This window comes from Pseudomonas sp. NPDC087342 (assembly GCF_044744265.1).
In the GTDB taxonomy this organism is placed as follows: Bacteria; Pseudomonadota; Gammaproteobacteria; order Pseudomonadales; family Pseudomonadaceae; genus Aquipseudomonas; species Aquipseudomonas nunensis.
This window is the reverse complement of sequence record NZ_JBIUXZ010000002.1, coordinates 308,281-325,236: the sequence shown is the minus strand read 5'-3', so window position 1 is coordinate 325,236 and position 16,956 is coordinate 308,281. Positions and strand designations below refer to the sequence as shown.

The following is a 16,956-nucleotide window of genomic DNA, read 5'->3' as shown; positions in this document are numbered from 1 at the left end:
AAATTTCACCGGACCTGTAGGAGCGAAGCTTGCTCGCGAAAGCGGTCGTACAGTCGATATCTTCGTTGGCTGAAAGACCGCTTTCGCGAGCAAGCTTCGCTCCTACAGGGTTTGTGTCTGGCTGGGATTCGATGGTCTGATATCAGGCTGGCGAATGATGACAGACACGCCGCGCGCGCCTGACTAGATTGCAGTTTCCGGGGGCCGCGACGCCTTCATAACAATAAAAGAGACGGACCCATGCAGAACTCGACCCAAGCGGCGAATGCCTGGCGCATTCTGTTCCTGCTGTTCCTGGCCAACCTGTTCAACTTCTTCGATCGCACCATCCCGGCCATTATCATCGAGCCAATCCGCATGGAATGGCACCTCAGCGACTTTCAGCTGGGGATTATCGGTACGGCTTTCACCATCGTTTATGCGATTGCCGGCCTGCCGCTGGGGCGCATGGCCGATACCGGTTCCCGGGCCAAGTTGATGGGCTGGGGCCTGGCGGTCTGGAGCGGGCTCACCGCCGTTAACGGTCTGGTCGGCAGTTTCTGGAGTTTCCTGATTGTGCGGATGGGCATCGGTATCGGTGAAGCCAGTTATGCACCTGCCGCCAACTCGCTGATCGGCGACCTGTTCCCGGCCCACCGCCGCGCGCGTGCGATGGGCATTTTCATGCTGGGCCTGCCATTGGGCTTGTTGCTGGCGTTCTTCACCATCGGCGCGATGGTCAAGGCCTTCGACAGCTGGCGTGCGCCGTTTTTTATCGCGGCGGTGCCGGGGCTGATTCTGGCGATTTTCATGTTCTTCATTAAAGAACCGAAACGCGGCGCGGCGGAAAGTGTGCAAGTCTCCCAGGAACGCGTGGACCGGCCGATTCGTCGGGTGCTGGCGGTGCCGACTTTCCTGTGGCTGGTGATGGCGGGGCTGTGTTTCAACTTCGCGACCTACGCCTGCAACTCCTTCCTGGTGCCGATGCTGCAGCGCTATTTCCTGATGCCGTTGCATGAAGCGGCGGTGGCGACGGGTGTGATCGTCGGCGTGACCGGGCTGTTCGGCCTGACGCTGGGCGGTTGGGTAGCGGACAAGATTCACCAGCGCGTGGCCAATGGACGCCTGTTGTTTGCCGCGTTCAGTTTGATCATCTCGACCGTGTGCACCGCTTGGGCGCTGCATGCCGGGCGCATCGACATCGGGTTGTTTGTCGCGGTGTTCAGCCTCGGTTGGCTGTTTGCGTACAACTTCTACACCTGCGTGTACACGGCGATTCAGGACGTGGTCGAACCGCGCCTGCGGGCCACGGCGATGGCGCTGTTCTTTGCCGGGTTGTATTTGCTGGGCGGTGGTTTGGGGCCGGTGGTAGTGGGCGGTTTGTCCGATCACTTCGCCCACACCGCGATGCTGGCGGCGGGCGCCGCTGAGATGACTGAGGCGTTCAAGGCAGTCGGGCTGCATGACGCGATGTATTTGATCCCGGTGGCGCTGTTTCTCACCATGGTGTTTCTGTTTATGGCGTCGCGGTGTTTTGTGCGGGATGCGAAGCGGATGAAGGAAGGGTTGGTGGCTGTTGTTGAGACACCAAGCCCTGTGGGAGCGAGCGATGCGGCGACCCGACTTGCCCGCGAAGGGGGCGCTGCGGTTTAACTGAAAGACCGCGTTATCGTTCTTCGCGGGCAAGCCTCGCTCCTACAGGGGAATGCATTCCAAATGTGGGAGCGAGCCTGCTCGCGAAGAGGCCATCAGCAGCGCAGCAATAATCAGCCAGACAAAAAAGGCCCGCATCGCTGCGGGCCTTTTTTGTTTCTACGGAGTAGAGGAGGGCGATTAGCCCGCCACCAACACCCGAATCGCTTCCAGTCGCAGCGCAGCCTTGTCGAGCATGGCCAGGCCTTGCTCGCGTTGATTGCGCAGGGCCACCAGTTCGCTGTCGCGCACGGTCGGGTTGACCGCTTGCAACGCGGTCAGGCGCGCCAGTTCTTCGTCGGTGTCGGCGGCCAGGCGACGTTGCGCCTCAGCCACACGCTCGGCGTGACGCGGGGCGATCTTCTCTTCGCCGGCGTTGATCCGTGGCGTCAGCTGATCGCGCTGGGCCTGGATGAACTTGTTGGCGCTGGCACGCGGCACGCTTTCGAGTTGATCGTTCAGGGTCTCGAACGACACCCGGCCCGACAGGTCGTTGCCATTGGCATCGAGCAGGCAGCGCAGGGCGGCCGGCGGCAGGTAACGGCCCAGTTGCAGCGAACGCGGGGCGACCACTTCGCTGACGTAGAGCAGTTCCAGCAACACGGTGCCAGGCTTCAGCGCCTTGTTCTTGTTCAGCGCCACGGCGGTGTTGCCCATCGAACCGGACAGCACCAGGTCCTTGCCGCCCTGCACCATCGGGTGTTCCCAGGTGATGAACTGCATGTCTTCGCGAGACAGCGCCTGGTTACGGTCGTAGGTGATGGTCACGCCTTCTTCGTCGCCCAGCGGGAAGCTGGCGTCGAGCATTTTTTCGCTCGGCTTGAGGATCAGGGCGTTTTCCGAATGGTCTTCGCTGTCGATGCCGAACGCGTCGAACAGGGTTTCCATGTAGATCGGCAGGGCGAACTGATCGTCTTGCTCAAGGATGTCCTCGACCAACTGATCGCCTTCGCCCGAACCACCGGAGTTGAGTTCCAGCAAACGGTCGCGACCGGTGTGCAACTCGGCTTCCAGACGTTCACGCTCGCTGCGCGCTTCGTCGATCAGTGCTTGCCACTCGCCATCGTCAGCGTTTTCCAGCAGCGGCAGCAGGCGCGAGCCGAACTGATGCTGCAAGGCGTTGCCAGTCGGGCAGGTATTGAGGAAGGCGTTCAGCGCTTCGTGGTACCACTGGAACAGGCGCTCTTGCGGGCTGGTTTCCAAGTACGGCACGTGCAGCTCAATGATGTGCTTCTGGCCGATCCGGTCAAGACGACCGATACGCTGCTCCAGCAGGTCCGGGTGCGACGGCAGATCGAACAGCACCAAGTGGTGCGAGAACTGGAAGTTGCGACCTTCACTGCCGATTTCCGAACAGATCAGCACTTGCGCGCCAAACTCTTCATCGGCGAAGTAAGCGGCGGCGCGGTCACGTTCGAGGATGTTCATGCCCTCGTGGAACACCGTGGCCGGGATGCCGGAACGCACGCGCAGGGCGTCTTCCAGGTCCATGGCGGTTTCCGCGTGGGCACAGATCACCAACACTTTGGTGCGCTTGAGCATTTTCAGCTGATCGATCAGCCATTCGACGCGCGGATCGAATTTCCACCAGCGTTCTTCTTCGTTGGCATCCGGCTGGGCCTGGAAGCTGACTTCCGGGTACAACTCGGCGTGATCGCCCAGCGGCAGTTCGAGGTATTCGTCCGGGCACGGCAGCGGGTACGGGTGCAGTTTGCGTTCCGGGAAACCCTGTACGGCGGCGCGGGTGTTGCGGAACAGCACGCGGCCGGTGCCATGGCGGTCGAGCAGCTCACGCACCAGACGGGCGCTGGCTTCGACGTCGCCATCATTGACGGCGGTCAGCAGCGCTTCGCCTTCGTTGCCGAGGAAACCGTGGATGGTCTTGTGCGCTTCTGGCGACAGGCGACCTTTATCCAGCAACTCCTGAACGGCTTCGGCCACCGGGCGATAGTTTTCGCTCTCGGCGCGGAAGGCGTGCAGGTCATGGAAGCGGTTCGGGTCGAGCAGGCGCAGACGCGCGAAGTGGCTGTCCTGACCCAGTTGTTCCGGGGTCGCGGTGAGCAGCAACACGCCGGGAATGACTTCGGCCAGTTGTTCGACCAGCGAGTATTCCGCGCTGGCCTTTTCTTCGTGCCAGACCAGGTGGTGGGCTTCGTCGACCACCATCAAGTCCCAACCGGCGGCGAACAGCGCGTCCTGGGACTTCTCGTCGTCCACCAGCCATTCCAGTGCAACCAGTGCGAGCTGGGTGTCTTCGAACGGGTTGGCGGCATCGCTTTCGATAAAGCGTTCTTCGTCGAACAGCGCGACTTGCAGGTTGAAGCGGCGGCGCATCTCCACCAGCCACTGATGCTGCAGGTTCTCTGGAACCAGGATCAGCACGCGATTGGCGCGACCCGACAGCAGTTGGCGATGGATCACCAGACCGGCTTCGATGGTTTTACCCAGGCCCACTTCGTCCGCCAGCAATACCCGCGGCGCGATACGGTCAGCGACTTCACGGGCGATGTGCAATTGGTGAGCGATTGGCTGCGCACGCACGCCGCCCAGGCCCCAAAGGGAAGATTGCAGCTGACGGCTGGTGTGTTCCAGGGTGTGATAACGCAGGGAGAACCAGGCCAGCGGGTCGATCTGCCCGGCGAACAGACGGTCGCTGGCCAGACGGAACTGAATGAAGTTCGAGAGTTGGGTTTCCGGCAGGGTCACCACTTCGTTTTGCGCGTTGAGGCCGTGGTAGACCAGCAGGCCATCGACATCGTCGACTTCCTGTACGGTCAGTTTCCAGCCTTCGAAGTGAGTGATCGAGTCACCCGGGGAAAACCGCACACGTGTGAGGGGCGCATTCCGTAGCGCGTACTGACGAGTGTCGCCAGTGGCCGGATAGAGCACGGTCAACAAGCGGCCGTCCTGTGCCAGAACGGTGCCCAAACCCAGCTCGGCTTCGCTGTCACTAATCCAGCGTTGCCCCGGTTGATACTGCTGCGCCATGCTGCCTGACTCCCACCTTGAAAAAGCGGGCTATCTTAACGGAATGAGCCTTCAGGGCCAAAGGATAACTCGCGTCGGTGTGGGTGACGGCCGCGATTTTTCGATGTTCGGGAACACCTGAGTTCTGTGTTGTCGGATAAAACATCGCTGCTCGCGCGTGCGCTGGTTCACAACTTTGCGACCGATGGCTCAAGTCGCCGCAGCAGCAGCCGACAGCCTGATGACAGGAGACTAATAATTATGCTGCAACCGATGCTCCCCTTGAGTGCCGTGCCGATCACCTCTCAGCAGGACCCGATCCGCCAGCGCCCGGACATTCCGCCGGTAGTGCCTGTGCAGGAAAGCTCCAGCGAAAGCACGATCGACCTGCAAAAGCGCGACCCGGAAGAGGCCGCCCTGCAACTGCGCGAGGAACAACGCCGCCGCCAGGAACAGGATCGCCGTCGCCATGAAGCCGACGCAGATCCGGAAGTCCACCTGGCGGTCCCCGGTGACGAACTCAATGCCGACAACACCGTGCCGGTCGTGCCGCTGATCGAAGACGAACCGCGTCAGGGCCTCTGGGTCGATATCCAGATCTGAAGAACGACCCCGCCCGTGTAAGAGCTGCCGAAGGCTGCGATCTTTTCAATCGCCGCCCACGCCGGCCAATTCCCGCAAACTCCCGAGCAACACCTCGATCTCCTCCTCAGTATTCAAATAACTCAGCGCAATCCGCGCAATGCTCTCCAATCCACGAGCCTGCATGTCCAGCGGCGTATACGCCACGCCATTGGCGCCGATATTGATCCCGCGTTGTGCCAGCCGTTGCTTCAGTTCGACACTGTCCCAGCCCTTGAGCGTAAAGGCGATCAGCCCGGATTGATGGTTCGCCGGGCCGAGGTTGTGCAGCGTCAGGCCGGGGATCGTCATCAGGCGTTCGCGCAAATCTCGGCTGAGCGAATCAATCCGCTGGCGAATCTGTGCCAGTCCCAAACCGTTGCATTCCTCCAGCGCGTTGGCCAAGCCGGCCAGCAACGCCACGGACACTTCGCTGGTTTCAAAGCGCCGCGCATCGTCGCGCAGGGCGAAACCTTCGCCGTTCCACGGGGCTGACAGAACATCCAGTTGCGTGGGTTTAAGCCGCTGCATAAATCCCGGCCTTATATACAGCAGCGCCGTACCCCGTGGCCCGCGCAGGAATTTGCGCCCGGCACCCTTGAGCACATCGCAGTTCAACGCCTGTACATCGCAGGGCAATTGCCCCAGCGCCTGGCCGGCGTCGATGAAATAAGCGATGCCGTGCTCTCGCGCCACAGCACCAATCGCCTCGGCGGGGTTAATCAGGCCACTGTTGGCGGGGAGCCAGGTCAGGGCAATCAGCTTCACCTTTGGATCGATCATTTGCTGAAGAGCGGTCACCGACACGACGCCCGTTGCGTCGCAGGGGATCACTTCCAGTTGCGCCCCGGCGCCGACGGCCTGGGCGATGCACGCCAGATTGCCGCCCCATTCGTGGCGACCAATCAGAATCCGGTCGCCGGCCTGCCACGGTCCTAGCGCATTGAACGCCATGCCCCAGGCCGCCGAGCCGCTGCTGGCAAAGGCAATGGCCTCGGGCACGCTATTCAGCAGTGTGGCCGCCGCTGTTCGGGCGCGGGCCTGGATGGTTTGATCGGCGGCCTCCATCGGGCCGCCGCGGGCTTCGCGCTGCAATTGCTCAAGGATGGCGTCGAGGGTCGCCTGGCTGGGCAATGAAGCGCCAGCGTGGTTGAAGTGAATCACGCTGGCGCAACCTGGAGTGGCAGCCCGCAAACGCTCCACTTCGGCGCGGTTCATGGACGCAGCTCGAATATCGCGTCAACTTCCACCGCCACACCAGCGGGCAGGCTGGACACGCCGACCGCTGTGCGTACGTGTTTACCTTTCTCGCCGAGGGCGTTGACCAGCAGGTTGGACGCACCGTTGGCGACCGCGCTCTGGTTCTTGAAATCACCGGCGCTGGCGATGAACACGCCGAGGCGGATGATGCGCACCAGTTTGCTCAGGTCATCGCCCAATGCGTTGCCAAGCTGTGACAGCAGGCCGAGGGTGGCGAGTTCGGCGGCGTTGGTGCCTTCTTCGTCGCTGATCGACTCACCCAGGCGTCCGATGAACGCTGGCTTGCCGTCGAGCAACGGGATCTGCCCGGAAATGAACAACTGGTTCTGGCTGACCACATGGCTGACGTAGTTGGCAACCGGCTGGCTCGGGGAGGGCAGGGCCAGGCCGAGTTTTTGGACGCGTTGGGCGAGTGAGTCGGTCATGTTGAATCCTCCTGAATGAAGGGTTCAGCATGGTGGCGCCGCACAGGTGCGACAAACGGATAGATTTAATCCGACGTATTCAAATGGCTCATGTGTCGGCGATCTCGTTCAGCCATTGGCCGAAACATTCGGCCGCATGGCTCGGCGGGCGATCCGGGGTGACCAGCCAATAGCCGATCTCGCTGCTGAATGGCGGGGTGTCGAAAGCTGCCACCAGCGCGCCTTCCCTGAGTCGTCGCTCGATCAAGCGCTTGCGACCCATCGCGATGCCCTGGCCAGCCACAGCGGCTTCGACCACGATGTTGTAATCGTGGAGCATCACGCTGGGGTAGGGGGCGAGGTCGATGCCGTTTTGCGCGCTCCAGTCGATCCACTCGAAGGGCTGCAGGGATTTGGCCATCAGCAGCGGACCTTTATCGACACCTTGGGCCTTGAACGCGGGGCTGCACACGGGCGTGAGTGTTTCTCCCATGAAGCGCCGGGCCCGGACCTTGGGCCAACCGCCCTTGCCGTAACGGATGGCGAGGTCCACTTCGCCGCCATTGACGTCGGCCAGTTGCACTGAAGGCAACAATTCCACATGAATCTGCGGGTGGCGCGCATTGAACCCGGCCAGTCGCGGTGCCAGCCATAAGGTCGCGAACGATGCGAGCAGGCCGATGCGCAGGCTGCTTTCCTGGTGTTCATCACCTCGCAGTTCGCGGGTGGCCGAGGCAATGGATTCCAGCGCGGGTTGGATCTTGCGGTAGTAGGTTTCGCCGGCCGGCGTCAAATCGATGGCCCGGGTACGCCGGATAAACAGTCGCTGGTTGAGGAATTGCTCAAGCTTGTGCACCTGATGGCTGATCGCACTTTGGGTTACCGACAACTCGTCGGCAGCCTTGATAAAACTCAAGTGGCGGGCCACGGCCTCGAAGGCGCGCAGGGCCATCAAGGGCGGCAGATCCTGGTGCAATTCCACGGTCGGTCCTTAAAGGCTGTCTGTAGCAAAGCGCCGATTGTGCGGTGAAAATCAGGTGTGAGCACATATTTTGTTAACGCCCCGTTGCGCGGTGACTGGTCAGCGCGGACGCCAGACCGCATTATTGGCGCAATCCCGACTGAACGTCCTTTTCCTGCGATGCACTGAACGCCATGAGCCAAGACGACAAACTGATCGACCTGAATGCCGAACGTGCCAAGCGCGTTCATGACCTCAACGACAAGCGCCTGAATGAAGTGCGCCAGGCCTTCGAACAGGCCATGCCGTTGGGTAAAGCGAAGAAAAAGCCGAAGAACAAACCGAAAAAGCGTTGAAGCCCCCTGCATCGTTTGATGCAGGTCAGTTATTTCCCCTCCTTTACGCCCAGTCTCGGGCGACATTGATCCCGGTCAATTTTCTCTCCTGCCCGATTGGTTAACTTAGCCCCATCGCAACAGGGCAAGTGCAGGAGGCCAGTCATGTTTTTCGACAACGTGGTGATCGCCGGAGTGCTGACAGTCGGCCTCATGGTTCTGTTTTTTGCAGGGTTTGGATATTTCATCTGGAAGGATTCGCATAAGCGCAAACCGTAGGTCTTTCCAGAGCAATGAGCACGCAAGGCATTTTGGGCAACTTCGGTTGCCCTTTTTTTTGCCTGTAAAAACACCAACCCCTTGTAGGAGCGAGGCTTGCCCGCGAAAGCGGTGTGTCAGGCAACATCAATGTTGGATGTTCCGCCGCTTTCGCGGGCAAGCCTCGCTCCTACAGGTGGGCATTCGCGGAAATCAGCAGACATGAAAAAGGCGCGAACCTTACGGAACGCGCCTTTTTCGTTGCAGCGATGGATCAGCTACCCAGCGCCTTCGATGCCAGCCAGAACAGGCCGGCCGACAGGGCGACGGTGGCGGGCAGGGTCAGGACCCAGGCCAGCAGGATGGTTTTGACCGTGCCACCTTGCAGGCCGCTTTTGTTGGCGACCATGGTGCCAGCCACGCCCGAAGACAGGACGTGGGTGGTGGACACTGGCAGGCTGAAAATGTTGGCCAGCCCGATCATGCACGCGGTGGTGATCTGCGCCGACATGCCCTGTGCGTAGGTCATGCCTTGCTTGCCGATCTTCTCGCCGATGGTCAGCACCACGCGTTTCCAGCCGACCATGGTACCCAGGCCCAGGGCCAGGGCGACCGCCAGAATCACCCAGAACGGGGCGTATTCAGTGGTGGTGGTCAGGTCTTTGCGCAGCTTGTCCAGGTCAGCCTTTTCACGGGCGGCCAGGCTTGGCAACTTGCTGACTTTCTTCGCGGTGTCGTCCAGGCAGAGCAGGTAGCGACGCACTTCGATGCGGCTTTCTGCCGGCAACGAATGGTAGTCGGCTACACCTTTAAGGGTGTCGAGCAGGGCGCTGATGGTCGGTTCGGTCTGTTGCGGGTTGCAACGGAATTTCTCCGGCAGATCGCCTTCAACGCTTTTGCCCAGGGCCAGGAACTCACCCAGTGTGTCGGCGTTGCGCTTGTAGAACTGGCTCAGGTGCAGGGTCGCATCGCGGGTGCGTTCGATCTGGTAAGTGGTGCTGCTCAGGTCGAGAACGAACTGGGCCGGCACGATACCGATCAACACCAGCATGATCAGGCCAATGCCTTTCTGGCCATCGTTGGAACCGTGCACGAAGCTCACGGCCATGGCCGAAATCACCAGCACCAGGCGATTCCAGAACGGCGGGTGCTTCTTGTCGTCGAGCTTGCGGCGCTGGTCCGGCGTCTTGTGCATCTTCGACAGCGGACGCCACCATTTAAGGCCGATCAACACCAGCGCGGCCACGATGAAGCCGGCCATTGGCGAGAACACCAGGGACGCGCCGATATCGATCGCTTTCTGCCAGTTCACGCCATCGGCCAACGGAATATCGTTGATCAGGGCGTTGGCCAGGCCGACACCGAGGATCGAACCGATCAGCGTGTGGGAGCTGGAGGCAGGGATACCGAAGTACCAGGTGCCCAGGTTCCAGGTGATGGCGGCGGCGAGCAACGAGAACACCATGGCCAGTCCGTGTCCGGTGTTCACATTGATCAGCAGCTCTACCGGCAGCAAATGGACGATGGCGTACGCCACACCCACACCGCCCAGCAGAACGCCGAGAAAGTTGAACACACCGGAAAAGAACACCGCCAGATGAGGCGGCATGGCTTTGGTGTAGATAACAGTGGCCACCGCGTTTGCAGTGTCATGAAAGCCGTTGATGAACTCGAAGGCGAGGACAAAGGCCAGGGCGAGCAAGAGGCTCACAAGCACCCAAGCATCTAGTCCGCTGAATAAATCGATCATGAAGGTTTTCTGACCCGGTCGTAAGGGGGCGCGATTATGCCAGAAAAGACTGGAAATCGATGCACTAGCTGCTCATCGGTAACATTCTTCAACGAATTAGTTTGTAGCAAAGCCCTAAGCCCCAGGTTTTTACTGGGTTTTGCAACTCGTTGATTTTCTTTGAAAAGTGAATGGCCACAAGGATTTCTCTCGAGAACACGAGAGGCTAAAACGCTTGTGTGAAATATCTGAGAAGAGGGTCGGACATGCGCCATTTGCCTCATCCGGTGGGTGAGGTGGCCGCTGCCCGCTTGTAGCGGGCGCGAAAGGCATGGTCGATACACCGCGCTTTTAGCGGATGCAGACGCAGACCCTTGAAGGATTCAGGCCGGACCGGTCAAGGCTCTTCGGCTTTGAGTTCCTTTTCCATCTTCTGCAGTTCTTGGCTGAATGCCTGATCCTGAACGGTGGCGCGTTTACGCCAGGGCTTGCGCTCCGGTTCGGGCTGGGCGGCGTAGGTGGTGACTTCCCCGCCGTAAACTTCCTTGTAACGTTGTTCCTGGCGCTCAAGTTCCGCGCGCAGTTCGTCTTTCGTCACAGTGCTACCTGTTTGAGTTGAGATAAATTCTGGTGAAACGCGCTGCATCGAATTTATTGACCACGTTCGTCGAAAGGACAATACCTGAAAGGGCATCGACTTTTTAACGACACAATAATCAACACTTCCATGTTGCAGGCGGCCACGGCACCAGAGAAAAACAGCTGACGTAGCTTCAGTATCCAGTTTCAGCGCGCGCGTTGGCGGTGCATATCAAATGAGCGTCAGGCGCTTGCTGCGGGCGGCGGCGATGGGACATCGCGCTCCGGGTGGCGTAATCGGCAAGTAAAAAAACCGGCTGGCCACTGAGGTGCATTATAGCGGTCGATTCGAAGAACACTATCTCCGAAGAGTTAAAAGTGGTTCGTGGTGTGTGATGATTTTGTTACTCGTAACTTTTACGGGTAATTAGAGTGTTCCGAGGTGGCCACTTTTCAGCGATCTGTTTCTGGCGCCAACAAGTCGGACAAGTTCTAACCGTTACAGTTATCTCTAAGTCTGCACCACTCATGAGTAAGAACAACAGTCTCGCGCGACTCGGTCGCCGATTGCGATTATCGGTCGATGGTTCGATAATCGCCCAATCTTGCTGCCGGTGGCTTGTGTCCCGGCCAGTAGCCGCTTGTAATACCCACTGATCCGTAGGGAAAGGACCTGATATGAACGATCAACTGCGCAACTCCTTCGCTTCAGTGGCGCCGCCGATCGTGGCCTCGCCGGCCAAGCGAATCCAGGCCATGACCGGCGACCCGGACTTCATGACCTCCCTGGCTCGTGGCCTGGCGGTGGTGCAAGCGTTTCAGGAACGCAAGCGCCACCTGACCATCGCCCAGATCAGCCACCGCACGGAAATTCCCCGCGCTGCCGTGCGACGTTGCCTGCACACCCTGATCAAACTCGGTTACGCCACCACCGACGGCCGCACCTATTCGTTGTTGCCCAAAGTCCTGACCCTGGGTCATGCCTACGTGTCGTCGACGCCATTGGCGGTGTCTGCTCAGCCGTACCTCGACCGTATGAGCGAGCAACTGCATGAGGCGTGCAACATGGCGACCCTGGAAGGCGATGACATTCTATACATCGCCCGTTCGGCAACGACCCAGCGCCTGATTTCCGTGGACCTGTCGGTGGGCGGGCGCCTGCCGGCCTATTGCACGTCCATGGGCCGGATCCTGCTCGCGGCGCTGGATGACACGACGCTGGGCGAATACCTTGATCATGCGGAGTTTCAAGCCAAGACCAGCCGCACCCTGCACACCCCCGAGGCGTTGCTCGAATGCCTGCAAGAGGTGCGGCAACAAGGCTGGTGCATCGTCGATCAGGAACTGGAACAAGGCCTGCGCTCGATCGCCGTGCCGGTGTACGACGCGTCCGGCCAAGTGGTGGCGGCGCTGAATGTCAGCACCCACGCCGGGCGCGTCAGCCGCAATGAACTGGAACAACGCTTCCTCCCCGGTTTGCTGAGCGCCAGCCGCGACCTCAGTGCGCAGTTGTTTGCCTAAGCAGTCCTCACCTAAGCTGTTCGATAAACGCACAGAGTCGCGTTTATCGAATTGACGCTGTTTCCCTCGGATCATTAATGTCGCGGCAGCGTCATCCGGCGCTGTTGACCCTCGGTCATGCTGGATGACGACCCCCCAATAATAATGAGAAGAGGCCACGCGCTCCTGGCGTGGAATAAAAATAATGAATCAGCCTCAGTCTGCTGTAGGAAACTGCCTCGACGTGCAGTCCTTCATCAACGCCCAACCCATCTCGCGCTACCAATGGCGAGTGGTGATCCTGTGTTTCCTGATTGTCTTCCTCGATGGCCTCGACACCGCGGCCATGGGTTTCATCGCGCCGGCCCTGTCCCAGGACTGGGGCATCGACCGCGCCAGCCTCGGTCCGGTGATGAGTGCCGCGCTGATCGGCATGGTCTTCGGCGCACTCGGTTCCGGGCCATTGGCTGACCGCTTCGGACGAAAAGTCGTCCTGGTGGGCGCGGTATTTCTGTTCGGCATTTTCAGCCTGGCCTCGGCCTACAGCAGCAACGTCGATCAATTGCTGGTGCTGCGTTTCCTCACCGGCCTGGGCTTGGGCGCGGGCATGCCGAACGCCACCACGCTGCTGTCGGAATACACCCCCGAGCGCAAGAAATCCCTGCTGGTGACCAGCATGTTCTGCGGCTTCAACCTCGGCATGGCCGGCGGCGGATTCATTTCCGCCAAGCTGATCCCGGCGTTCGGCTGGCACAGCCTGCTGTTGATCGGTGGGATTCTGCCGCTGATCCTTGCCGTCGTATTGCTGTTCTGGCTGCCGGAATCGGCGCGTTTCCTTGTCGTCCGTAACCGTGGCACCGACAAAGTGCGCAAAACCCTGGCGCCGATTGATCCGGTGGTGGTCGCCCAGGCCTCCAGTTTCAGCGTCCCGGAACAGAAAACCGTGAAGGCACGCAATGTGTTCGCGGTGATTTTCTCCGGCACTTACAGCACTGGCACCTTGCTGCTGTGGCTGACCTACTTCATGGGCCTGGTGATCGTTTACCTGTTGACCAGTTGGCTGCCGACGCTGATGCGTGACAGCGGCGCGAGTATGGAGCAGGCCGCGTTCATCGGTGCGCTGTTCCAGTTTGGCGGGGTGTTGAGCGCGGTCGGTGTTGGCTGGGCGATGGACCGGTTCAATCCGCACAAGGTGATCGGCACTTTCTACCTGTTGGCCGGGGTGTTTGCCTACGCGGTCGGGCAGAGCCTGGGGCACATCACGCTGCTGGCGACGTTGGTGCTGGTGGCGGGGATGTGCGTCAACGGTGCGCAATCGGCGATGCCTTCGCTGGCGGCGCGGTTCTATCCGACCCAGGGCCGGGCGACCGGTGTGTCGTGGATGCTCGGGATTGGCCGCTTCGGCGCGATTCTCGGGGCGTGGATGGGCGCGACGCTTCTGGGGTTGGGCTGGAACTTCGAACAGGTGCTGACGGCGCTGGTGATTCCGGCGGCGCTGGCGACCACGGCGGTGGTGATCAAGGGCATGGTCAGTCATGCGGATGCGACCTGAGGGCACGTTTCAGGGTTTTCGTTGGATTTGAGGGCCTCTTCGCGGGCAAGCCTCGCTCCTACAGGAATATGCATAGCCCTGTAGGAGCGAGGCTTGCCCGCGAAGCTTTTAAAGGTCGATAGCCAAACAACAATCTGTTCGATAAACGAACACTCAGTCGATTATCGGATTGTTTGGCCATTTTCTGCGGCTTACTCTTCAGTGACTTCGGCGCTGAACCTCGCGCCTTTTTCTTCCACTGTCGGTAAACAACAAAACGGGAGCCTGCCCCATGGCTGAAATCCTTTCGCTGCATGACGCGGTGAAGCAATTCGTCAACGACGGCGATACCGTCGCGCTCGAAGGCTTCACTCACCTGATTCCGACGGCGGCGGGTCATGAAATCATTCGCCAGGGCAAGAAAGATCTGACGCTGGTGCGGATGACGCCTGACTTGATCTACGACCAGTTGATCGGTGCCGGTTGTGCTCGCAAGCTGATTTTCTCCTGGGGTGGCAACCCTGGCGTGGGTTCGCTGCACCGTTTGCGTGACGCGGTCGAGAAACAGTGGCCGCATCCACTGGAAATCGAAGAACACAGCCACGCCGACTTGGCGAATGCCTACGTCGCCGGTGCTTCCGGCCTACCGTTCGCGGTGCTGCGTGCCTACGCCGGTTCTGATCTGCCGAAGGTTAACCCGCTGATCAAAACCGTCACCTGCCCGTTCACCGGCGAAGTGCTGGCCGCCGTGCCTTCTGTACGCCCGGACATCACCGTGATTCACGCGCAGAAAGCCGACCGTAAAGGCAACGTGCTGCTGTGGGGCATTCTCGGTGTGCAGAAAGAAGCGGCGCTGGCCGCCAAGCGCTGCATCGTCACCGTCGAAGAAATCGTCGATGACCTCAATGCACCGATGAACTCCTGTGTGCTGCCGACCTGGGCCTTGAGCGCGGTCTGCCATGTGCCTGGCGGCGCGCATCCGTCCTACGCCCACGGTTACAACGAGCGCGACAACCGTTTCTACCAGGCTTGGGACCCGATCGCCCGGGACCGCGACACCTTCACCGCGTGGATCAACGAGTACATCCACGGCTGCGCTGACTTCAGCGAGTTCCAGGCCAAGCTGGCCGCTGCTTCGGAGGCCAAGTAATGACTTACACCACCAATGAAATGATGACCGTCGCCGCCGCCCGCCGTCTGAAGAACGGTTCGGTGTGCTTCGTCGGCATCGGCCTGCCGTCGAAAGCCGCCAACCTGGCGCGGCTGACGTCTTCGCCAGACGTAGTCCTGATCTACGAATCGGGTCCGATCGGTGCCAAGCCGAGCGTGTTGCCGCTGTCGATTGGTGACGGCGAGCTGGCGGAAACCGCTGACACTGTCGTGCCAACCGGTGAGATTTTTCGCTATTGGTTGCAGGGCGGGCGCATCGACGTCGGTTTTCTCGGCGCGGCGCAGGTTGACCGCTTCGGCAATATCAACACCACGGTCGTGGGCGATTACCACCAGCCGAAAGTTCGCCTGCCGGGTGCCGGTGGCGCTCCGGAGATTGCCGGTTCGGCCAAGAGCGTGTTGATCATCCTTAAACAGTCGGCGCGATCGTTTGTCGACAAACTCGACTTCATTACCTCGGTCGGCCATGGCGAGGGCGGCGATTCGCGCAAGCGTCTGGGGCTGCCGGGCGCCGGTCCGGTCGGGATCATCACCGACCTGTGCATCATGGAGCCGGAAGCCGGGACGCATGAATTCGTGGTCACCGCGCTGCATCCGGGCGTGACCCGCGAGCAAGTGGTCGCGGCCACCGGTTGGGCGATTCGTTTTGCCGAGCACGTTGAAAACACCGCCGAGCCCAGCGAGATTGAACTCAAGGCGCTGCGGGATCTGGAAGCCCGCACCGCTGCGGCCCACGGCCAAGCACCCGGAGAAGCGTGATGCGTGAGGTTTATATCTGCGACGCGATTCGCACGCCCATCGGCCGTTTCGGCGGAGGCCTGTCAGCGGTTCGCGCCGACGACCTGGCCGCCGTGCCGATCAAGGCCTTGATGGAACGCAACCCGTCGGTGGACTGGAATGCAGTAGACGAGGTGTTCCTCGGTTGTGCCAACCAGGCCGGCGAAGACAACCGCAACGTGGCGCGTATGGCGCTGCTGCTGGCGGGCCTGCCGGAAAGCATTCCCGGCGTTACGCTCAATCGCCTCTGTGCGTCGGGCATGGACGCCATCGGCACCGCGTTTCGCGCGATTGCCAGCGGCGAAATGGAGATCGCGATTGCCGGCGGCGTCGAGTCGATGTCCCGCGCACCGTTCGTGATGGGCAAGGCTGATGCGGCGTTTTCGCGCAACATGAAGCTGGAAGACACCACCATCGGCTGGCGTTTTATCAACCCGTTGATGAAAGCCCAGTACGGCGTCGATGCGATGCCGCAAACCGCCGACAACGTGGCGGACGACTACGAAGTGTCTCGCGAGGATCAGGACGCTTTCGCCCTGCGCAGTCAGCAGCGCACGGCTGCCGCGCAAGCCGCAGGATTTTTCGCTGAAGAAATCGTTGAAGTGCGGATTGCCCACAAGAAAGGCGAAACGGTGGTGACGCAGGATGAACATCCACGCGCCGACACCACCCTGGAAACCCTGGCCAAACTGAAACCGGTCAACGGCCCGGACAAAACCGTCACCGCCGGCAATGCTTCTGGTGTGAATGACGGCGCGGCGGCGCTGATTCTGGCGTCCGCCGAAGCGGTGAAGAAACACGGTTTGACTGCCCGCGCTAAAGTGCTCGGCATGGCCAGCGCCGGCGTTGCGCCGCGTGTGATGGGCATCGGCCCGGTGCCGGCGGTGCGCAAGCTCACCGAACGTCTGGGTCTGGCCGTCAGCGATTTTGACGTGATCGAACTCAACGAAGCCTTCGCCAGCCAGGGGTTGGCGGTGTTGCGTGAACTGGGGATCGCCGACGATGCAGCCCAGGTCAACCCGAACGGCGGCGCGATTGCCTTGGGTCATCCACTGGGCATGAGCGGTGCGCGGCTGGTGCTGACCGCGCTGCACCAGCTGGAAAAGACCGGTGGCAAGAAAGGTCTGGCAACCATGTGCGTCGGCGTCGGCCAAGGTCTGGCACTCGCGATCGAACGCGTCTGACCGCCGCCG

General features: G+C 60.7%; 15 protein-coding genes. 9 read left to right on the top strand and 6 right to left on the bottom strand.

Features of this window, described 5'->3' with window-relative positions; all coding sequences use genetic code 11:
* Positions 1-240: 240 nt before the first annotated feature.
* Entirely contained in the window at positions 241-1,632 is a 1,392-nt protein-coding gene (locus ACIOYV_RS09400) for a spinster family MFS transporter (RefSeq protein ID WP_401323114.1), read from the top strand.
* Positions 1,633-1,812: 180 nt separating this feature from the next.
* Here the strand turns inward: ACIOYV_RS09400 and rapA are convergent, their stop codons facing one another.
* Positions 1,813-4,659 (bottom strand): RNA polymerase-associated protein RapA, encoded by a 2,847-nt coding sequence (gene rapA / locus ACIOYV_RS09395; protein ID WP_401323112.1) that lies wholly within the window; start codon positions 4,657-4,659, stop codon positions 1,813-1,815.
* 240 nt (positions 4,660-4,899) lie between these two features.
* Here rapA and ACIOYV_RS09390 point away from each other — a divergent pair, with 240 nt between their 5' ends.
* Positions 4,900-5,241, top strand: coding sequence for an aspartate-semialdehyde dehydrogenase (locus tag ACIOYV_RS09390; protein WP_163908854.1), 342 nt, complete (start codon positions 4,900-4,902; stop codon positions 5,239-5,241).
* Positions 5,242-5,286: 45 nt separating this feature from the next.
* Here ACIOYV_RS09390 and ACIOYV_RS09385 read toward each other — a convergent pair whose 3' ends face one another.
* The 3 genes from ACIOYV_RS09385 to ACIOYV_RS09375 all read right to left on the bottom strand — a co-directional run bounded on the left by ACIOYV_RS09385 (position 5,287) and on the right by ACIOYV_RS09375 (position 7,905).
* On the bottom strand, positions 5,287-6,477 hold the full coding sequence (locus ACIOYV_RS09385) for an aminotransferase class V-fold PLP-dependent enzyme (RefSeq protein ID WP_401323109.1): 1,191 nt from the start codon (positions 6,475-6,477) through the stop codon (positions 5,287-5,289).
* Positions 6,474-6,944, bottom strand: coding sequence for a RidA family protein (locus ACIOYV_RS09380; protein WP_401323108.1), 471 nt, complete (start codon positions 6,942-6,944; stop codon positions 6,474-6,476). The genes ACIOYV_RS09385 and ACIOYV_RS09380 overlap by 4 nt, the downstream gene beginning before the upstream one ends.
* A gap of 88 nt (positions 6,945-7,032) precedes the next feature.
* Positions 7,033-7,905 carry a LysR substrate-binding domain-containing protein gene (locus ACIOYV_RS09375; protein ID WP_401323105.1) on the bottom strand — a complete coding sequence of 291 codons (873 nt, stop codon included), beginning with the start codon at positions 7,903-7,905 and terminating at the stop codon, positions 7,033-7,035.
* Between the two features lie 173 nt (positions 7,906-8,078).
* On the opposite strand from ACIOYV_RS09375, the gene ACIOYV_RS09370 reads away from it, so the two are divergent.
* Together ACIOYV_RS09370 and ccoM are read left to right on the top strand one after the other, a co-directional pair.
* A complete protein-coding gene (locus ACIOYV_RS09370; protein WP_008016476.1) occupies positions 8,079-8,240 on the top strand; it encodes a hypothetical protein in 162 nt (53 codons plus the stop codon).
* 144 nt (positions 8,241-8,384) lie between these two features.
* A complete protein-coding gene (gene ccoM, locus ACIOYV_RS09365; protein WP_054046898.1) occupies positions 8,385-8,498 on the top strand; it encodes a cytochrome c oxidase subunit CcoM in 114 nt (37 codons plus the stop codon).
* A gap of 253 nt (positions 8,499-8,751) precedes the next feature.
* Here ccoM and ACIOYV_RS09360 read toward each other — a convergent pair whose 3' ends face one another.
* Together ACIOYV_RS09360 and ACIOYV_RS09355 are read right to left on the bottom strand one after the other, a co-directional pair.
* The gene (locus ACIOYV_RS09360; protein ID WP_290027476.1) at positions 8,752-10,227 is read right to left on the bottom strand and encodes an inorganic phosphate transporter; all 1,476 of its coding nucleotides are present in this window, start codon (positions 10,225-10,227) and stop codon (positions 8,752-8,754) included.
* A gap of 376 nt (positions 10,228-10,603) precedes the next feature.
* The gene (locus tag ACIOYV_RS09355) at positions 10,604-10,804 is read right to left on the bottom strand and encodes a hypothetical protein (protein ID WP_007903846.1); all 201 of its coding nucleotides are present in this window, start codon (positions 10,802-10,804) and stop codon (positions 10,604-10,606) included.
* A gap of 659 nt (positions 10,805-11,463) precedes the next feature.
* On the opposite strand from ACIOYV_RS09355, the gene pcaR reads away from it, so the two are divergent.
* The 5 genes from pcaR (at position 11,464) to pcaF (ending at position 16,947) form a co-directional block, all read left to right on the top strand.
* Positions 11,464-12,306 (top strand): pca regulon transcriptional regulator PcaR, encoded by an 843-nt coding sequence (gene pcaR, locus ACIOYV_RS09350; protein ID WP_054046895.1) that lies wholly within the window; start codon positions 11,464-11,466, stop codon positions 12,304-12,306.
* Positions 12,307-12,490: 184 nt separating this feature from the next.
* Positions 12,491-13,837, top strand: a complete 1,347-nt coding sequence (locus ACIOYV_RS09345; RefSeq protein WP_054046893.1) for an MFS transporter — start codon at positions 12,491-12,493, stop codon at positions 13,835-13,837.
* A 271-nt stretch (positions 13,838-14,108) separates the two neighbouring features.
* Positions 14,109-14,966 carry a CoA transferase subunit A gene (locus ACIOYV_RS09340; RefSeq protein ID WP_054046891.1) on the top strand — a complete coding sequence of 286 codons (858 nt, stop codon included), beginning with the start codon at positions 14,109-14,111 and terminating at the stop codon, positions 14,964-14,966.
* Positions 14,966-15,745, top strand: a complete 780-nt coding sequence (locus tag ACIOYV_RS09335; protein ID WP_265043751.1) for a CoA-transferase subunit beta — start codon at positions 14,966-14,968, stop codon at positions 15,743-15,745. Before ACIOYV_RS09340 ends, ACIOYV_RS09335 begins: the two co-directional genes overlap by 1 nt.
* Entirely contained in the window at positions 15,742-16,947 is a 1,206-nt protein-coding gene (pcaF, locus tag ACIOYV_RS09330; RefSeq protein WP_401323101.1) for a 3-oxoadipyl-CoA thiolase, read from the top strand. Before ACIOYV_RS09335 ends, pcaF begins: the two co-directional genes overlap by 4 nt.
* The last annotated feature ends 9 nt before the right edge of the window (positions 16,948-16,956 follow it).